The sequence below is a fragment of the Pseudomonas sp. NFACC56-3 genome (assembly GCF_900100025.1).
Classification (GTDB): Bacteria; Pseudomonadota; Gammaproteobacteria; order Pseudomonadales; family Pseudomonadaceae; genus Aquipseudomonas; species Aquipseudomonas fluorescens_AA.
Genome location: NZ_FMTK01000029.1, coordinates 44,584 through 63,238, shown reverse-complemented (window position 1 = coordinate 63,238; position 18,655 = coordinate 44,584). Strand labels below are relative to the sequence as shown.

The 18,655-nt window shown below is 60.0% G+C and carries 13 protein-coding genes; 6 read left to right on the top strand and 7 right to left on the bottom strand.

Features of this window, described 5'->3' with window-relative positions; translation table 11 throughout:
• Window positions 1-184: 184 nt before the first annotated feature.
• From BLO80_RS26935 to BLO80_RS26925, 3 genes are all read left to right on the top strand, one after another.
• Window positions 185-1,693 carry a hypothetical protein gene (locus BLO80_RS26935; RefSeq protein WP_092333247.1) on the top strand — a complete coding sequence of 503 codons (1,509 nt, stop codon included), beginning with the start codon at window positions 185-187 and terminating at the stop codon, window positions 1,691-1,693.
• 170 nt (window positions 1,694-1,863) lie between these two features.
• Window positions 1,864-3,009, top strand: a complete 1,146-nt coding sequence (locus BLO80_RS26930; RefSeq protein WP_092333249.1) for a hypothetical protein — start codon at window positions 1,864-1,866, stop codon at window positions 3,007-3,009.
• Complete coding sequence (locus tag BLO80_RS26925) at window positions 3,003-3,764, top strand: hypothetical protein (RefSeq protein WP_092333251.1); 762 nt, start codon at window positions 3,003-3,005, stop codon at window positions 3,762-3,764. The genes BLO80_RS26930 and BLO80_RS26925 overlap by 7 nt, the downstream gene beginning before the upstream one ends.
• Before the next feature lie 82 nt (window positions 3,765-3,846).
• Here the strand turns inward: BLO80_RS26925 and BLO80_RS26920 are convergent, their stop codons facing one another.
• Both BLO80_RS26920 and BLO80_RS26915 read right to left on the bottom strand, forming a co-directional pair.
• Entirely contained in the window at window positions 3,847-4,689 is an 843-nt protein-coding gene (locus tag BLO80_RS26920; protein WP_092333253.1) for a DUF1353 domain-containing protein, read from the bottom strand.
• On the bottom strand, window positions 4,686-5,165 hold the full coding sequence (locus tag BLO80_RS26915) for a DUF6998 domain-containing protein (RefSeq protein ID WP_092333255.1): 480 nt from the start codon (window positions 5,163-5,165) through the stop codon (window positions 4,686-4,688). The genes BLO80_RS26920 and BLO80_RS26915 overlap by 4 nt, the downstream gene beginning before the upstream one ends.
• A gap of 374 nt (window positions 5,166-5,539) precedes the next feature.
• Between BLO80_RS26915 and BLO80_RS26910 the strand changes: the two genes are divergently transcribed.
• The 3 genes from BLO80_RS26910 to BLO80_RS26900 all read left to right on the top strand — a co-directional run bounded on the left by BLO80_RS26910 (window position 5,540) and on the right by BLO80_RS26900 (window position 9,186).
• Window positions 5,540-5,956, top strand: a complete 417-nt coding sequence (locus BLO80_RS26910) for a VOC family protein (protein WP_092333257.1) — start codon at window positions 5,540-5,542, stop codon at window positions 5,954-5,956.
• Between the two features lie 190 nt (window positions 5,957-6,146).
• Window positions 6,147-7,142 (top strand): TRAP transporter substrate-binding protein, encoded by a 996-nt coding sequence (locus BLO80_RS26905; protein ID WP_092333259.1) that lies wholly within the window; start codon window positions 6,147-6,149, stop codon window positions 7,140-7,142.
• 136 nt (window positions 7,143-7,278) lie between these two features.
• Window positions 7,279-9,186 carry an alkaline phosphatase D family protein gene (locus BLO80_RS26900; protein WP_092333261.1) on the top strand — a complete coding sequence of 636 codons (1,908 nt, stop codon included), beginning with the start codon at window positions 7,279-7,281 and terminating at the stop codon, window positions 9,184-9,186.
• A 279-nt stretch (window positions 9,187-9,465) separates the two neighbouring features.
• On the opposite strand, the gene BLO80_RS26895 is transcribed toward BLO80_RS26900, so the two are convergent.
• The 5 genes from BLO80_RS26895 to BLO80_RS26875 form a co-directional block, all read right to left on the bottom strand.
• The gene (locus BLO80_RS26895) at window positions 9,466-9,966 is read right to left on the bottom strand and encodes a methylated-DNA--[protein]-cysteine S-methyltransferase (protein ID WP_092333263.1); all 501 of its coding nucleotides are present in this window, start codon (window positions 9,964-9,966) and stop codon (window positions 9,466-9,468) included.
• Between the two features lie 83 nt (window positions 9,967-10,049).
• Entirely contained in the window at window positions 10,050-12,785 is a 2,736-nt protein-coding gene (locus BLO80_RS26890; RefSeq protein WP_092333265.1) for a winged helix-turn-helix domain-containing protein, read from the bottom strand.
• A gap of 365 nt (window positions 12,786-13,150) precedes the next feature.
• Entirely contained in the window at window positions 13,151-14,515 is a 1,365-nt protein-coding gene (locus BLO80_RS26885; RefSeq protein WP_092333267.1) for a DUF1329 domain-containing protein, read from the bottom strand.
• A gap of 25 nt (window positions 14,516-14,540) precedes the next feature.
• Window positions 14,541-16,397, bottom strand: a complete 1,857-nt coding sequence (locus tag BLO80_RS26880; protein WP_092333269.1) for a DUF1302 domain-containing protein — start codon at window positions 16,395-16,397, stop codon at window positions 14,541-14,543.
• Window positions 16,398-16,728: 331 nt separating this feature from the next.
• The gene (locus BLO80_RS26875) at window positions 16,729-18,411 is read right to left on the bottom strand and encodes a fatty acid--CoA ligase (protein ID WP_092333271.1); all 1,683 of its coding nucleotides are present in this window, start codon (window positions 18,409-18,411) and stop codon (window positions 16,729-16,731) included.
• Window positions 18,412-18,655 lie beyond the last annotated feature (244 nt).

Below are 18,655 nucleotides of genomic sequence, written 5' to 3'. Positions count from 1 at the left end.
AAAACTGTGGGAGCGAGCTTGCTCGCGATGGCGGTAAACCAGTCGCCATTGATGTTGCCTGAACCGGCCCTATCGCGAGCAAGCTCGCTCCCACAGTGGCCTGTGCCCGGCTTATCATCGCTTTGGGGCTTCGGCGGTGTGCAGCTAAGATGGCCGCAGAGAAACCACAAGGATGACAGGCGTGATGCAATCGCAATTCGATCCGTTGGTTCATATCGATTGGAAAACACCGGGCAGCGACCTGCTCGGGCTGTTGCAGCATTACTATCCCGACATCGGTGCGTTTGCCGGTCCAGGGTTCGAGGCGTTGTTGGATGAGCTGTCCAACGAGATGCCCGAGGTCTGTTTCGAGGCGCTGGCGCCAGTGTTGGCGGGTCAGGGTTATGACTTGTGGAACCTGGATGCCGGTGGCGATGATTATCGGCCGGTGATTGTCCCGGTCGCTCAGCGCGAGGCCTTTGCCCGGCACTGGCAGGGCCAGCGCGGCGAACCGAGGTTCACGGCGAGTTTGATCGAGCCGCCCAAGCCTGCCGCCGTCGAACGCAAACCGGCCAAACCCAAGCGCAGCAAGGTGAAGTGGCTACAGGAAGTCCATGACTATCCCGGCGCCACCTATGTGCATGAATACAACTACCACAACGGTTGGGCCGCCATCACCGAGCAGGACGACGACCAGTGGTCGTGCTTTCTGATCGATTACAACCCATGGCCGCCCGCCGAGCAGGACATGCTCGAACACCGGGCCGATGGCGTGGACGGCGCGGACCTTCAGCTCATCGATGCCGATGCCCGGCGCAGCCTGTGGAAACGTCGGGTCCTACGCGGCGATTACACTGCGGACGACCGCTACCAGTACGAAATTCGTCAAGGCGATGAGATCGCGGCGTTCGGGCCTGCCGGGGTGCAATGGCCGGAGTTTGAACAGCCCTGCGTGGTGGTGGGCTCGGAAATATTCGAACGTCAACGTATCTACGAACCCGAGCATTTGACGCGGGTCTGGCGGATCACGGCGGACAGCAGCGAAGTGATTTTCGAGTACGCGGATGAACTGACGATCCTGCCCATCGGTCCTCGCCGCTTGCTGTTCATGCAGCACAACGGGCCGAAGTGCTGGGTCTGGAATCAAGACCCTCCACAACCAGCCATCGTCGCCCGGGCGATGCCTGCCGAGGGCTATAAACTCAGGGCGTCAACGGCTTACCTGGGGGGTGACGAGATTCTGCTGTTCAGCGAAGGCACGCGGCAAAACGTCGAGCATTCGGGTTATCAGGAGACGGTGCTGTTGGCGTGGCGCTTCAACGTCATGACCGGCGCCAAGACCAAGGCGACGCTGGACGGTTTCGGCAGTGAACTGCGCCAGGACACGCGTTTGCTCGTCACCCAGCCCAAGCAAGTCATCACGTTGCGCACCTTTCATGGGCAGCTTCATGTTGCCCGGGGGCACGGGGATTGGTGGGTGTGGAATTACCGGACGAATACGTTCGGCACACAGACCTTGGCGTGGTTTTGGAATCAGCGCAGCCATGAGGTGGTGAAGCTGTCTTCCAAGGATATTGCGCGGGTAAAGCCGGAGATTCGTTACTTGGCGGCGCAGGATCGGTATCTGGCGTTCGAGACGGAGTTTGTCGCGCGGTTGCCGGTGTTTGAGCAGATGGTTGAGGCCAAAGGGTGTGAGAGATTGGTTTTCGAGTGATGGATCTCTGCCGCCCTCAGAAAAGCAGGTTCCAAATCTTGGCAGTACCAGCGTAGCAACCCCATTGAGGCGGGAGGTCAGAGACCAATATCCATCTAGAAAGATCAAGAATTTTGCACGCTATCAAAACCTCTGATACCGTGCTGAAATCCTGATACGGAAGAATGACTATGCCCGCCCCCCACCAAGACCACGATCTCCCCGAAAGGCGTGATCTGATCGAGCTCAAAGTCTACGTAGAGAACGTGCTGGGCCTGAAGCTGCGCTTAAAACCGTGGGAGCACGTCAAGATCCTTCCGTATGCGTTGCGTGACCGCTACGAATTTTTCGTCACGGAAATCTTCGGGGCCGGCTGCCTCATTCTCAAGGAACGTCCACAGCGTGAAGCCAGCGTTGCGGATGTCGCCAAGCATATTCAGGCCATCCACAACTTTCAGGCATATAAAAAGCTGCCCGAGACCGGCGACTTGATGATTTTCGTCACAGATACGCTTCCGAGTTATGACCGCAAGCGGCTGGTGGAGAAAGGCGTCCAGTTCATCGTGCCGGGCAATCAGCTTTTTCTTCCGGCCTTTGGCATGGACTTGCGTGAGTATTACCGCCAACGCCTGGAAAAACCTCAGGTCCTGAGCCCCGCCACCCAAGCCATGCTGATTCAATTCCTGATCAAGGGATGGCACCACCAGCTCCTGACCTCTCGCGCTACCTTCGAGAAGTCCTCTACCTACGCAAAAATGACCGTCAGCAGAGCGATCAAGGAACTGACCGACTTGGACATTGTTAAGCCTGGAAAGGAAATGGGTGAGGCCGCGATCCTGTTTCACTTGTCCCCCAAGGAGACTTGGGAGATGAGCAAGGAGTCCATGCGTACGCCGGTCAAAAAAGCACTTTGGCTCAATGCAATTCCCCAGGTTCTTGATGACACCCCAATGTTGCTGGCCGGAGAAACGGCCCTGGCTGAAATGAGTCTTCTCGCTGCCCCAAAAGTCCCTTGCTTTGCAATGACCGCAGCGCAGTTCGAGCATGTCCGGGGGCTTGCTCAAACTGAAAAGAATGCAGCCTACGGGGAAGAATTCGGCGCATGGGGCTCAACTTCGAAAACAGCCAAGTCGAAACTCGAGACCACCGCGCCCTACCTCGAAGTACCGCCAAACCACGCCGCATGCTGCATTCAGTTTTGGAGTTATGAACCACCACGCAGCAACATCGCCACGGGGACGGTAGACCCCTTTTCGCTCTATCTGAGCCTCAAGGATGACCATGACGAGCGCGTGCAAATGTGTCTCGATGAAATGATGGAGAACGTGAAATGGTAGCGGGTGTAGATCGGTTTCGAGAATATTTCAGGGACTTCCAGGACAGCTACGTTCTGATCGGCGGGGTGGCCGCTTCAATTGCCATGGAGGGACTGGGTGAAGAGTTTCGACTGACCAAGGATCTGGATATCGTCCTGGTCGTCGAGGCACTGGATCGTGCGTTCGTCGGGCAGTTCTGGAAGTTCATCAAGGACGGCGGCTATGCCATTCGCCAGAATGGTGACAGCAGTGGGGACTCGCCGGTTTTTTATCGTTTCCAGAATCCTGAGGACAAATCCTTTCCCGTTCAGGTCGAGCTGTTTTCCCGAGTGCCGGATGGCCTGGAGCATGAAGAAGCCGCCAGAATGACCAAGGTCCCCGTTGAGGAGCAAGCCGCCAGCCTGTCTGCGATCATTCTTGATGATGAGTACTACGCCTTTCTCCTGGCCGGCGTGGATCACACCCAGGATATCAGCCACATCGGTGCTGATCGGCTCGTTCCCCTCAAAGCCCATGCCTGGCTTAACAAGAAGGCACTGCTTGAACAAGGCATTGCCGTGGACAGTCGCGATATCAAAAAGCACTTCAGAGATGTGATCGTACTGGCTGTCGGTCTGACTGAAGGAATGGCCCAGCTACCTGAACGATTGGCGCTCGATTTGAAGGCGTTTCTAAATCAAGTACCCGCTGAGCTCGCGTCAAATCCCCAAGCTTACAAAGGTGTGAACGGCGACCGTTTGATCAAGACCATTCAAGAAGCTTTCAGCCTCGTTTGAATCAGGTTTTTCGCACGCTATCAGATTTATTGATAGCGTGCGAAAAACATGTTAGAAGCCATTAAATACTGACGTTAGCCCTTTATGGCACCTTGGTGGAGTCGCCGTATCTGCAATATGAAGGGTTTTGTTTGAATGAGGGGTCTTTCACGCCTTGCCCCACGAGCATGGCTCTATACGTTGGCCAGGTTACGTTCGGATCCGACGGTTTCAAGTACCGTTCAGGTACCACCCGTGGCAGGTTCGCCTTTCGCTCTTTCGCATTGTCATTCCAGGGGCCACCCCCACCAAGGTTAACCCCTTGATAGACCAGAAACTCATCGAACTGTCCGACCTTACTTTCCTTCATGGCGAGAACCAGTAACCTGTCAGCTTGTTCGCGCTTGCAGCCTTGAGACCAATAAAGATAATCATGGATCAGAGCCGCACGGCTGTATTGACCATGTTGCGAGAGCCCTAATGACCACAGCGTTTGCGGGATTGACGCATAGTCAGTGACGAAGCCCTTGGGCACGACAATGCGCTCCTTCGTACTCCCGATGACGTAAGGCATATCCTCGAGCGTCATCCAAAACTTGTTGTCACCAAAGGCCCGAACGGCGGGTGAAGGAGGCGCTACACACCCAGCGACCGTGCACGTGACAAGACCGACCAGAAGAACTCGTTTTTTGGGCATGGTGCTGACTCCAAACCTGATGAAACGCTGAACATCTACGTCAGAGGGCAAAACGCCATCTCGTGGATGGAAAGTAGACGCTCCTCCCCATCTGTGCACGTTCCGACTGAAATTAATGAGCGCCAGGTCGATCATGGCTTCGTTCGGCTTGAGTGCAGGGATGGCAACCTCAGGTTTAACCAGATCGATGACCTCGCCCAACGCCGTGAGCTTCTGTGACAAATCAGCTCTGCGGGAAGGCGTGATCAACCCCCGGATCCCCCTTCTTCCACCGTTGTTCCTGAATGGGTAATAAGCACTCGGTGAGCCTGGGGCAGATTGCCAATGCTGAAGCGAATCTTGCCATCACCATGCGGCACACGCTGACGCACCACTTCGCCAGGTATCCGGTAATAAAGGTATGGGTCGGTCATCCCTTCGGGACGCAGCACACTTCCAGGGCCAAGAATGATGATGAGCTCATCGTAGGTAGCGGGATCACCGCAGTCGACGGTTGTGCTGCGACCACCGCTATATTTGACTTGGACTTTCTTGTTGCCGATGTAACCATCGTAACCTTCTTGACGCTGGCTTTCAGCGAGCGCCATACCAAATGCTGACATAGCCAGGAACTCGGCGATGTCGCCGAGATACTTGTCCGAGCGCACGATGTTCTGGTTTTTCAGCTCGTCAACCGACGCATAAAATCGCCCGATTGCATTTGCCTGCTCTTCGGTAATTGGCATCTCTACGTCCTTGATTGGCAACTCTGCCTAACCAGCCCACTGGAGATTCGGCCGGGCGCTTTATTCTGAAGTGCTTGTCGACCCTACGCTTGCTTATCCTTTCCATTCCAAACCGAACAATGAGGAGAAACACCGATAGATACGCACGTCTCCGGAATGAGCCTATCGACTGCATGTCGATGAACTTTAGCCACCAGGATGCCGGGCGGGGGAAGAGCTGGTTCGCGATGCGGCCGGTCTAACCTGTGTTGAATGTGCTGGCGTCATCGCGAGCAAGCTCGCTCCCACAGGGGATTGTTGTTGCGATGCCATTCCAGCATGAATGACTAAGGTGAAGTAACCCTGGCGTCCATCACTGATCATATGAGGCCCGTATGAAGAACTTCACGATTCAACGCATCGACCACATCGTCCTGCGCGTTAAGGACCTCGAGCGCAGCCTCGCTTTCTACACATCGGTGCTCGGTTGCGAGCTGAAGAAGCGCCGGGACGATCTTGGCATGCTTCATCTGGGCACCGGTGTTTCGATGATTGACCTGGTTGCCGTGGACGGCCCCCTCGGTCGCCAGGGTGGACCGGCGGCCGGAAAGCAGGGGCACAACGTCGATCACTTGTGCCTGCGTATCGAGCCGTTCGATGAACCAGCCCTTCTCGCGCATTTGGCGTCAGTTGGCCTGACCGTTGAGAAAGCGCAGATGCGCTACGGCGCGGAGGGCAAGGGCTGGTCGATCTACTGCTTCGATCCGGACGGCAACCAGATCGAGTTGAAGGGGCCGGCGCTGGAGCCTTGAGCCTCAGGGGGCTGAGAAAGGCGTACGGTCAGTTAAAACCCGCTCCCACCCAGCAAAAGCCCGATGGTTTGCCCGCCGGAACACGTCACCCGGCGGTGGATGATTTTTCTCCTAGACTTGACGTTGTCTGCAGTACGCCGGGCTCCGAAGAGGCCCGTACGATGAATGTAAAGGCAAAGGGAATTTCGCAATGCTCAAACCTGTATGGAAAGCGTTCGCCTGCACTCTGGCTTTCGGCGTGTGGGGCACGGTCATGGCGGCTGAGCCGATCGTCATCAAGTTCTCCCATGTGGTAGGCGACCAAACGCCCAAGGGCCAGGGCGCGTTGATGTTCAAGAAGCTGGCGGAAGAGCGACTGCCGGACAAGGTGAAGGTCGAGGTCTACCCCAACTCCACGCTGTACGGCGATGACAAGGAGATGGAAGCCCTGCTTCTGGGAGAGGTGCAGATCATTGCGCGGTCACTGGCCAAGTTCGATCAGTACACCAAGACCGTGCAGCTGTTCGACTTACCCTTTCTATTCGACGACATCGCCGCAGTAGACCGTTTCCAGCAAAGCCCCGAGGGCCAGAAACTGCTCAAGTCCATGGAAAGCAAGAACGTCACCGGCCTGGCCTATTGGCACAACGGCATGAAGCAGCTGTCGGCCAACAAGCCATTGCGTACCCCTGAGGATGCCCGTGGCCTGACGTTCCGGATACAGACCTCCGCGGTGCTGGAGGAGCAGTTCAAGGCGGTGGATGCCAAAGCCAAACCGATGATTTTCTCGGTGGTGTACCAGGGGCTGCGTACCGGCCTGGTCAACGGCACGGAAAACACCTATTCGAACTTCTACAACCAGAAGCTCAATGAGGTGCAGCCATACGTCACCGAATCCAACCACGGCATACTCGACTACATGTTGATCACCACGTCGGACTTCTGGAACGGCCTGCCGCCGGATATCCGCAGCGAGCTGGAGAAGATCGTGGTCGAATCCACTGCCCATACCAACCAGGAAGCGGAACGATTCAACCAACAGGACAAGCAGCACGTCCTGGACGCCAAGACCACCGAGATCATCACCCTCACACCGCAAGAGCGCAGTGTCTGGCGCGAACGAATGAAACCGGTATGGGCGAAGTTCGAGAAAGAGATCGGTCCGGACCTGATCAAGGCGGCCGAGGCTTCCAACAGCGCCCAGTGACATCGCCAGGCGTGACACTTTCCTGTGGCGAGGGAGCTTACTCCCTCGCCACAACAGTGCCCGCCCCCCTATCCCCAGCTGCACAGCACATTGCGTTATGATCCCCGCCTCTCCCTGAATAGAGCTTTTTCCGCTGATGCTGTCGTCCACCCCCGATATCACCCTTGCCCTGCCCCCTGTCCTGGTCGGTCCGCTGTTGCGGCGCCTGGAGCCTGCGCGCCTGGTGATGTGGTTGGTGGGCACGCGAGCGTTGGCGTTGACGCTACGCATTGACGGTGTCGGCGACCTGGCACTCGATGCATCACGTTGCACCGTGGTGCCGGTCGGGCAACGGGCGTTTGTGCACTTGATCGATGTGACGCTCGACGCCCCTCTGCCCCAGGACGTGGTGATTGGCTACGACCTGCTGGTGGACGGTGCGCCCATCGCCGAGTGGGCGCCGCATCTGTTGTATGACGGCGCGCAGTACCCGAACTTCATGCTGCATTCGCGTATCGAGCAATTGGTCCACGGTTCCTGCCGCAAACCCCACTACCCGGCCAACGACGGCCTGCTCTGTGTCGACCGTCTGCTCGCGCAAGACCCGGCGCAACGCCCGGCACTGTTGATGATGAGTGGCGACCAGGTCTATGCCGACGACGTCGCCGGGCCCATGTTGCGGGCGATTCACGGGCTGATCGAACGCTTGGGACTGTTCGAGGAATGCCTGGACGGCGCCGTCGTGGAAGACAGCGCCAAGCTCTACCAACACCCGGCCAGTTATTACCATCGCGCCGATTTGCTACCGGCACTGGAGAGCAACGAAACCCTGCGCGAGCGCTTTTTCGGCGGGGCGCGCAAGCCGATCTTCACCAGCAGCAGCGCCGACAATCACCTGGTGACCTTCGCCGAGGTCATGGCGATGTACCTGCTGGTGTGGTCGCCGGTGCCCTGGACACTGATCTCCGTGCAGCCCCCCGAACTGACCGCCGAGCGGCGCCAGCGCTACGACCTGGAACAGCGACGCATCGACGCGTTCAAGACCGGGCTGGGCGGTGTGGCGCGGGTATTTGCGCATTTGTCATGCCTGATGATTTTCGATGACCACGACATTACCGATGACTGGAATCTGTCCGCTCAGTGGGAGGAAACGGCCTACGGCCATCCGTTCTCCAAGCGCATCATCGGCAACGCCTTGATCGCCTACATGCTTTGCCAAGGCTGGGGTAACAACCCGGATGCCTTTGCGGACGTGCTCCCGAAAACCCTGGCCTTGAGCGACACCGCCCGAGACCGCTACCTCGACAGCGAACCCCAGGACCAATTGATCGACACCCTGCTGGGTTTCCAGCAGTGGCATTACGTACTGCCGAGCACCCCGGCCCTGGTGGTGCTCGATACCCGCACCCGTCGTTGGCGCAGTGAGAACAACCTCAAGCAACCTTCCGGCCTGCTGGATTGGGAAGCCCTGAGCGAGTTGCAGCAAGCGTTGTTGGATCACCCCTCGGCCATCATCGTCTCACCGGCACCGATCTTCGGCGTGAAGCTGATCGAGACCGTGCAGCGGGTGTTCAGTTGGTGTGGTTACCCGTTGCTGGTGGACGCGGAAAACTGGATGGCCCATCGCGGCGCGGCCCAGGTGATCCTGAACATTTTCCGACACTCGCGTACACCGGGTAATTACGTGGTGCTGTCAGGGGACGTGCATTATTCCTTCGTCTACGAGGTGCTGATCCCACACCGCAAGGGCGGCCCGCGTATCTGGCAGATCACCAGCAGCGGCATCAAGAATGAATTCCCGCCCGTGCTGCTGGAATGGTTCGACCGCCTGAACCGCTGGCTCTACTCCCCCCGCTCGCCCCTGAACTGGTTCACCAAGCGCCGCAGCATGCGCATCGTCCCCCACACCCCGGAACACGCCGAGGCGGGCGAACGGCTGTGGAACAGCGCCGGCATTGGCCAGGTGTTCTTCAATGAACAGGGCCAGCCCACGAAGATCTACCAGCACAACGCCAACGGCCAACCACCGACTCGCATGCGGCCCCCCAAATCCCCACCAGCCTGAAAACATTGTGGGAGCGGGCTTGCTCGCGAAAGCGGTGTATCAATCGCCAAATAAGTTGCCTGACACTCCGCTATCGCGAGCAAGCTCGCTCCCACAGGGGACTGGGACGGATGCAAAATCTACAGTCACACCAAAACAACTGTGGGAGCGAGCTTGCTCGCGATGACGGCGGCACAGCCAGCACCTGGGCAAGCTGACACGGCGCTTTCGCGAGCAAGCCCGCTCCCACAGGGGATTGGGGATGGATGCAAAATCCACGGTCCCACAGGGAAGTAGCAGTCAGAACGCCAACTGCAGGGTCTGCTGGCCTTCGAGGCTGAGCAGCAATTGTTTGGCCGCCAGGCCGCCAGCGAAGCCGGTGAGGCTGCCGGAGCTGCCGATGACGCGGTGGCACGGGGCGATGATCGAGATGGGGTTGCGACCGTTGGCGGCACCGACCGCCCGGACCGCTGTCGGCTGGCCGATCTGGACGGCGATATCGCGGTAGCTGCGGGTTTCACCGAAGGGGATGGTCAGCAGTGCGTGCCACACTCGGACCTGGAAATCAGTGCCGGCAAAGTCCAGCTCAAGTTCGAAACGGCGGCGCTGGCCGGCGAAGTATTCCAGCAACTGACGTTCGGTTTCCTTGAGGACCGGATGCCGAGTGTCTTCTTCCAAAGGCCCCAGGCGCACCCGGTTGAGCCGCTCGTTTTCCCACAGGATGGCCGCCAGTCTTGTCTCCCGGGCGACGAGGATCAACTGGCCGACGGGGGATGGGATGGTTTTGTACAGAGGCAACATCGAGGGATTCCTTGTCAAAGCCTTTGTGGCGAGAAAGCTTACTCCCTCGCCACAGGTTTTTCTCGCCGTTGCCAAAACCTCGCTCAGCCCAACAACCCCAACGCCTTCGCCCGCGCCACCGCCTGGGTGCGGCGCTCGACGCCGAGTTTGCTGTTGATGTGGCTGGCATGGGTCTTGACGGTGTGCAGCGAGATGAACAATTGCTCGCTGATCTCCTGGTTCGAACAGCCCTGGGCAATCAGCTGCAACACCGCCCGCTCGCGACTGCTGAGGGTTTCGACAGGTGCCGTCGGGTCGACAGGCTGGGCCACCGCCGAGGGCAGGCGTTCGAGCAGATGTTCGCGCAACGTGCTGGGCGGTGCGTGCAGCAGTTGTTCGCGAAACCATTCACAGTGCTTGCCAAACAACCACTCGAAGGGCTGCAACACGCCGCCGCTGGCGGCTTCGAAAGCTTGGGCCAGGGTACGGCGGGCTTCGGGCTCACGGCCGGCGCTCAACAGCAAGGCGATCTTCTGGTTGAGCGCCATCACGCTGAGCATTTGCCGGCCGGTTTGCTGGCCGTGTTCAAGCAGGGCATCGAGTCGCCCTTCGGCAAGCATCGGTTGACCCCGGATGGATTCCAGCACCGCCTGCTGCAATTCGACATGCAGCGGCAGTTGCGGGTGGAATTCCGGCGGCGCGGCGGCCCGTTCGCCCGTGTAGGTCTGGCCCAAGCGGGCCAGCCAGGCTTCGGCCAGGTCGGTGCGACCCTGGGCCAGCCAGAGCTCGCATTTGACCAGGGTAATCATTGCCAGGTAGTAGATCGGCGGAACGTCCCAGATGTGCATCAGGCGCTCGGCTTCAGCCAGTTCGGCAAAGGCCCGGGCGAACTCGCCGCCATGACCTTCGATGCGCGCGATCACGCAATGACCGATCAGCACGCTGATGTCGCGGCAGGCGCGGGCTTCGGTGAGGCCTGCCTGCAACCGCGCCAGGCCGACCTGGGGTTGCATGCGCAAGGTCAGCAGGAAACCCTCGTACATGATCAACCGCGCCCGCACCGCGTAAAGCCGCTGGGGCGATAATGCATGCAAACGCTGCAACCCCTGCTGCACTTCGTCCAGCGCCCGCAGGATTTCGCCCCGTGCCTGCAAGACCCGGGCACGGTCGTAATGGGCCAGGGCCTCGAACAATGGGTTGCCGACCCGCTGCGCCAGCTCCAGGGAATCGCGGTTCAGGTTCCGGGCACGCCACAGGTCGCCGTCGGCAATCGCCAGGTTCGACAAGGTGGACAGGCACATCAGCCGCTGGCCGTAGCGTTTTTGCGGCAGGCTCTCCAGGGCTTCGCCGCAATAACGCACGGTGGCCTCGCGATCGCCGCGGCCACGGGCGACGATACCGCTCAGGGCCAGCCATTGGGCAAGCATGGATTTTTGCGCGGTGGCGGAAGGGGCCGGCAGGAAGCGACTCAAGTGCGCGGCCAGCTCTTCGGCGGCGTCCAATTGACAGGCCAGGCCCAATGCCCAGCTATAGAGCACGATCAGTCGCGGCGTGCTGATGAGCAGGCTGTCGGGCAAATCCATTTTCCAGCGCAGCAACATGCCGACGTTCTGCTCGGCCAGCAGTTGCTCCTCCGAAAGGTTCTGCACCAGGTTCGCCGCCACGTCCAGGTGCCCGGCCCGCAGGGCCTGTTCCACGGCTTCGTCGATCAGGCCCTGGGCGTTGAACCAGCGACAGGCCCGCAGGTGCAGGGTCGCGGCCGGGACCATGGCCGGCGCGCTGGGGCGACTGCGCAGCAGGTCGGAAAACAGGTGGTGATAACGATACCAATGGCCGTGCTCGTCCAGCGGCACCAGGAAGACCTGGTGGGCCGCCAGGTAACGCAGGATTTCGCCGCTGTCATGGGCTTCGCGCACGGCATCGCACAGCGCGCTGCAAAAGCGTTCCTGGGGGGCCGTGTCGTAGAGGAACGCCTGCACCTCGGCGGGCAGGCAATCGATGACTTCTTCGAGCAGGTAATCGCGGATCAGCCCTTCCCCACCGTGCAGAGCCTGGGGCAGCAGGCCTTCGCTGCCGGCTTCGGAGGCGGCCAGCAACCAGAACCGCAGCCCGGCCACCCAGCCTTCACTACGCTGGATGAGGTTTTCCAGCGCCTCGCCGCGCAACGAGCTGCTGTGATGCTGGAGCAGGGTCAAGGCTTCGTCATGGGTCAGGCGCAGGTCTTGCTCGTTGAGTTCGAGCAATTGCCGCGACAGGCGCAGGCGCGCCAGGTGCCAGTCCGGGCGCTGACGGCTGGTGACGAGTACCAGCAAACCGTCGGGCAGGTGATTGAGGAAAAATTGCAGGGAGCGATCCAGCACCGGGCCCTGGGCCAGGTGGTAATCGTCGAGGACCAGCAGCAAGGGGTTACGGAGCGACAAGTGGGCGGACAATTCGTCCAGCAAGCCATCGAGCCATTCTTCGAAGGCAAAGGGTTGATGGCGCTGGCGCATTTTCAGCAGCCCCAGTGCCCGGCCCCCCAGTTGCGGGAAAAACGCCTGGAGCCCTTCGAGCAAGCGCTCCAGGAAACGCCCCGGATCGTTGTCCCGGGCACTGAGCCCCAGCCAGAGGCTTTGCCAATGGGCCGGCAGGCTCTGGCAGAACTCCACCGCCAGGGAGCTTTTACCGAACCCCGCCGGGGCACTGACCAACAGCAACCTGCCCCCAAGCCCAGCGGCCAAACGCTCGCACAACCGCGGCCGCGCGACATGGCCGTCGGGCAAGGGCGGGCGGTAGAAACGCCCGTCCTGTACCGCGATGGCTGCGCGGGCAGAATCCGGAAGTGAAGACAAATCAGTCATGGCCGGCTCTTGTAGGAATGCGGGTGGCGGCGTTGCAGATGTCCGCAGACTAGCGGTAAACGAGGAGGTATTGAAGGGAGTGCTACAAATGGCTACAAAAAGACTACAAGCCGACCGACTTGAAAAAACTCAGGCAGCCAACGCTCTTGTGGCGAGGGAGCTTGCTCCCGCTGGGTTGCGAAGCAACCCGCAAGGCAGCGACCGCGTTGTACCTGACACAATGAGTAGGCTGGTTTGGGGCTGCTGCGCAGCCCAGCGGGAGCAAGCTCCCTCGCCACAGGGTTTTGTGTTGACTGATCGAACAAAAAAAACGCCCCGAACCAGTCGGGGCGTTGTTTCGAGGATGCGGCCTCGGGTGGAGCGGTTTAGCGGATGCCGTCCTGACGCAGTGCGTTCGGGGTGAAGTCGGCGGTGGTGGCGGTGAAGCCGAAGTCGTAGGCCGATTTCTCTTCGTTTTTCATGCCCAGCGCCAAGTAGCGGCCGGACTGCAGGTCATAGAGGGTTTCCAGGGCGTACCACGGCACTTGCTTGTCGTAGTAGTTCTCGGCATGGGCCTCGGCCACGCGCCACAGTTGGCCACGACCGTCGTAGTGGTCGATCACCGCGGCTTGCCAGGTGTCTTCATCGATGAAGAAGTCACGCTTGGCGTAGATGTGGCGCTGGCCTTCCTTCAGGGTCGCAGTCACATGCCAGACACGACGCAGCTCGTAGCGGGTCAGGTCCTGGTTGATGTGGCCGGCCTTGAGGATGTCGGCGTACTTGAGTTGCGGCGAATCGATCTTGTAGCTGTTGGCGGCGATGTACAGTTCCTTCTTGCCTTCCAGCTTCCAGTCGTAGCGGTCCGGTGCGCCGTTGTACATGTCCAGGTTGTCGGAGGTACGCAGGCCGTCGGCCGCCGTACCCGGGCCGTCATAAGACACTTGCGGGGCACGGCGCACACGGCGCTGGCCAGCGTTGTAGACCCACGCCGAACGCGGCTCCTTCACTTGGTCCAGGGTCTCGTGCACCAGCAGCACACCACCGGCCAGGCGCGCCGGCGCGGTCACTTGTTGCTTGAAGTAGAACAGGATGTTGCCAGGGTTGGCCGGATCGAAATCCTTCATCTTGTCGCGGAACACGAACTGGTCGCGGAAGTACACCAGGCTGTACGAACCGTTGGGCTGCGGGGTGGCCTGGGTGACCAGGCGCGTCACGCTGCCGCCGCGATAGCGGGTGATGTGGTTCCAGATGACTTCCACGCCGCTCTGGGGAATCGGGAACGGCACGGCCGTCTCGAAGTTCTCCAGGCCGTTGCCGCCGGAGACCAGCTTGGTGTTGACCGCATTCTTCTTGATGGAGGCGAACACCTCGTCCGGCACGGTGGCGCCGCGATGGGTCGGGTAGACCGGCATCTTGAAGGTTTCCGGGTAGCGCTTGAACATCGCGTACTGGCCTGGGGCGAGCTTGTCCTTGTATTGCTCGACGTTCTGCGCGGTGATGGTGAACAGCGGCTTCTCGCTGGCATATGGGTCGGAGAGGAAACCCTTGCTGTCCACGGAGCCGGCGTTCTTGGCCATGGGTTTCCAGGCCGAGATCGAACCGTCGGCGTTGCCGGCCATCTCGGCGCCCATCGGCGTCAGGCTCTTGCCCAGTTTGTCGGCCTCGGCGGCAGGCACCGCCGCCATGACACTGGCAGCCAGCAGGGACAGCCCCAAGACACCGACCTGCAACAGATTCTTCGTTATTTTCATAATGTGTCGTCCTGAAATACGGTGCTTAGAAGGTCACGCCGACGCTGAGCGCCAGGAAGTCGCGATCGTCTACGGTGCTGAAGTCGCCACCAAAGAAGTTGGTGTAGGCCAGGCTGGCGTTGTAGGTGTTCTGGTACTCGGCATCCAGCCCGAGGCTGACGGCTTTGCGGCCTTCTTCGAAGTTGCCGCCAGGGCCCGGCGAGTAACCCTTGACGTCATGGGACCAGGCCACGTTGGGCTTGAGGTTCACGCCAGCGAACACGTCCGGGTATTCCCAGATGGCGCGAGCGCGGTAGCCCCAGGACGTGGAGGTGGTGAAGCCGTCGTTGTTGCAGTTGCTGTTGACGTCGTTGATGGTCTGGCCGCCCCCCGTCGCAGTGGACGTATTGAGCGAGTTACAGAAACCGTTGGGCAGTTCACCCGGCCCGAAAACCGGATCACGGCCATAGCGAGCGTCGGATTTGCTTTCCAGGCCACCGACATGGGTCACCCCGATTTCACCCACCAGGGTCAGGCGGCTGGCGCCCATGACTTGATCGAGGAAGTGCGTGAAGGTGGTCTGGAACTGAGTGATCTCTTTACGGCTATAGCCGTGCAGGTCCTGGCCCGGCGTGCCCTGGAGCACCGATGCATTGCCAAATCCGGGAAGTGGCGTCACACCGGCGAAGAGAATGTCAGTGGTGCTCAGTTGCACCGGTGCATTCGGCCGATAGCTGATCTCACCGCTCCACGCCGTACCGGTAGGCAGTGTCGTGGAGAAACTCAGGCCGTAGAGACGGATATCTTCCGGGTATTCGACGAAGTAGTTGGAGTTACCCGCTACGATCAGGGGACGCAGTGCCGCGATGGGCCCCGCGGTGTAGAACTGCTGCGCAGCCCCCTGGGCACTGAAAATCGGCGCACGGCTGTGGTAGTTCATGAAGTAGGCACCGAACTCGGTGTCCAGCGGTTCGAACATGTACTTCAACGATGCGCCCCACTGGCCGCTGTCACGGGCATCGCGGTCCGGGCCACGACGTACCAGCACGCCTTCTTCGTTGATGTCGACGCCCTGGCCTTCCAATATTGGAAGAATGGCGCCCGGCAACGGAATGGTCGAACGCTTGTTCAGCACCCGCAGGTTATCGGTGCAGCCGTCGGCAATCACATCCGGCTGGGAGAAGAACGTACCGCAGTTATCCACCACGGTCTGGTCCCACTCCAACTGGTAGAACGCCTCGGCCGAGAGGTTGTCGGTCAGGCTCTGGGACACGTAGAACATGTTGACCGGGATCAGGCCTTCCTTGATCTCGGCGCCAGGACGACGGAACGCGGAGACGTCGACCGGGTTGATGGAGTTGATGCCGCCCTGGATGAACGTGCTTTCACCCCAGCTGACCACCTGCTTGCCCAAACGCACAGAGCCTGGCTGATCGGCAATGGAATAGTTGTGGTAGACGAACGCATCGAGGATCTGCCCGCCGGAGGACTTGGCGCCTTCCTTGCGGTTGCTGTCGCTGATGTCCTTGTACAGGCGATTTTCGTCCTTGAGTTCGAAGTCGTACCAGTACTTGCCGCGCACGAACACGCCGGTATCGCCGTACTTCAGTTCCAGGTCATGGATGCCCTTGAAGATCTTCGAGAAGGTTTCCCCTCGCTTGAAGTTCAAGTGGCCGTCATCGGAGGTCTGCGACAAGCCTTTGCCGCCATTGTTGACACCGATCAGATCCCGGTTGGCCTTGGCCGTGGACCAGCTAGCACCGACCGACAGGGATGAGTCGAACTGGCCTTCGATTTCACCGATGTTGAAACTGACGCCGAATGCTGGCCCGGCGAGCGAAGAGGCGAGACTGACCGCCAGAGGCAGTTTTGCCCGGCGCCAGAACGTGGTTGCTGAGGTCATCGACGCTACTCCATGTGCATTATTGTTATGGCAATGGACATTTCAAAAACACCTCGGCGGCAGGGAGCGGCAGCGTCCCGACATCCGTCGAAGTCGCATCGCCCTTTCGTGCGTGCGCCCCGTTCTTGAGAATCCGTGAGCGGACTATAGCCAGCAGGTAGTACGGCTTGATCCCTCTAAAGTGTGATTTGCAGCCCGCGACCACTCTGGAACAGTCCTTTCGCCAGGCCGACAGATGCCGGCACGGCAAGGATGGCTGAAATTTGCGGTTTGACAAGGCAAGCGCTTGCTTGGTGGGGCTGCCGTGCCCTTTCGGGCACGGCAAAAAGGCCTAAAGCGTGGACAGGAAGGTGCTGTTGTTGCTCTGCCATTCGGTGATGTCGACGCGGATACGCTTCTTGTCGAGCTTGCCGACGCTGGTCTTGGGAATTTCCGTAACAAGGGCGATCTGGCTCGGGATCGCCCACTTGCTCAAATGCCCCAGCTCGACGAACGGCTTGAGGTGCTCCTTGAGTTCGCGAGCCCCGATCTCATGCCCTTCCCGGACCACCAGCAAGGCAAACGGCCGCTCGCCCCACTGCGGATCGGGAATGCCGACCACTGCTACTTCGCGTACCCCCGCATGCCGGCTGATGAGGTCTTCCAGGTCCAGGGAGGAGATCCATTCGCCACCGGTCTTGATCACGTCCTTGATGCGGTCGCGGATGTCGATGAAGCCCATGTTGTCCAGCGTGGCGACGTCACCGGTATGCAGCCAGCCGCCGTCCCAGAGTTCGGCGCCCTTGTGCGGCTCGTTGAAATAGCCCTCGGTGAGCCACGGCGCGCGCAGCACCAGTTCGCCTTGGGTCTCGCCATCGGCCGGCAGGAACCGCCCCTCGGCATCGACAATCGCCGCCTCCACCAGCGGCCCCGGCACGCCGGCCTTGATCCGATAGGTGGTGCGCTCGTCCTCGCTGCCAGCCATCAATTCTTCGTTGAGGTGGGCACAGGACACCAGCGGGCCGGTTTCCGACATGCCGTAGGCGGCGGTGAGCTGGATGCCCCGCGCCTTGGCCGCTTCGTACAGGCTGCGATTCAGGGCGCTGCCGCCGATGACGATTTTCCAGCCGCCGAAGTCGGTGTCCTGGGCGCCCTTGGCATTGAGGACCATTTGCAGGATGGTTGGCACGCAATGGGAAAAGGTGACCTTTTCCTTGCGCCATAGCTGGACCAGGAACTCGGGATCGTAGCGCCCCGGATAGACCTGCTTGAGCCCGAGCATGGTCGCCACGTAGGGCAGGCCCCAGGCGTGGACGTGGAACATCGGCGTGATCGGCATGTACACGTCGTTGGTGCCCAGCAGCCGCACGCTGTCGATGGACCCCATGATGGTGGCCACGCCCAGGGTGTGCAGCACCAGTTGCCGATGGGTGAAGTACACGCCCTTGGGGTTGCCGGTGGTTCCGGTGGTGTAGAACGTGGTGGCGACGGAGTTTTCGTCGAAATCCTGGAAGTCGTAGGTGGGCGCCGCGGCGGCCAGCAATTGCTCGTATTCACCCACCAGGTCCGGCAGGTCGGCGGTTTTTTCCGGCAGGTCGGTCAGTAGCAGGGTCTTGTCCACGGTGGTCAGGTGCCCGGCTATCGCCTGGTACAAGCCGACGAACTCGCTGTTGACCAGCACGAAGCGGTCCTCGGCGTGGTTCATGGTGTAGACGATCTGCTCCGGTGACAGGCGCACGTTGATGGTGTGGATCACCGCACCGATCATCGGGATCGCGAACATGCATTCGAGGTAGCGATGGCTGTCCCAGTCCATCACCGCCACGGTATCGCCGGCCTTGACCCCCGCCTCGGTCAACACGTTGGCCAGGCGCGCGACCCGTTCGATCAGCGTCGGATAGCTGTAGCGCAACTGGTCACGGTAGACGATCTCGCGGGTTTTCTCGTAACGCGTGCCGGACATCAGCAGCCGCTTGATCAGCAGCGGGTATTGATAGGCGCCTTCGGCTGGAGGAATAACGCGAGTCTGCAACATAAGAGTCCCTTTTCTGACTGCACGGTCTTGGCTGGAAGCAAGCACTCTAGAGCGCTTATACACGGATCAAATCAGCCAAAGGAATGATTTGATCCGCGCGCAAATACTAGCCTTGAGCCATCTCGCACCCAGGTTTCGCAAGCATCGCGTAACCAAACTTGTCAGATCGATATCCAACAGCGAGCATAGGTATCACGCTTGCTACAAAAGCCTATGGGGAAAATGCCCTGGCAGGTCTTCAGCA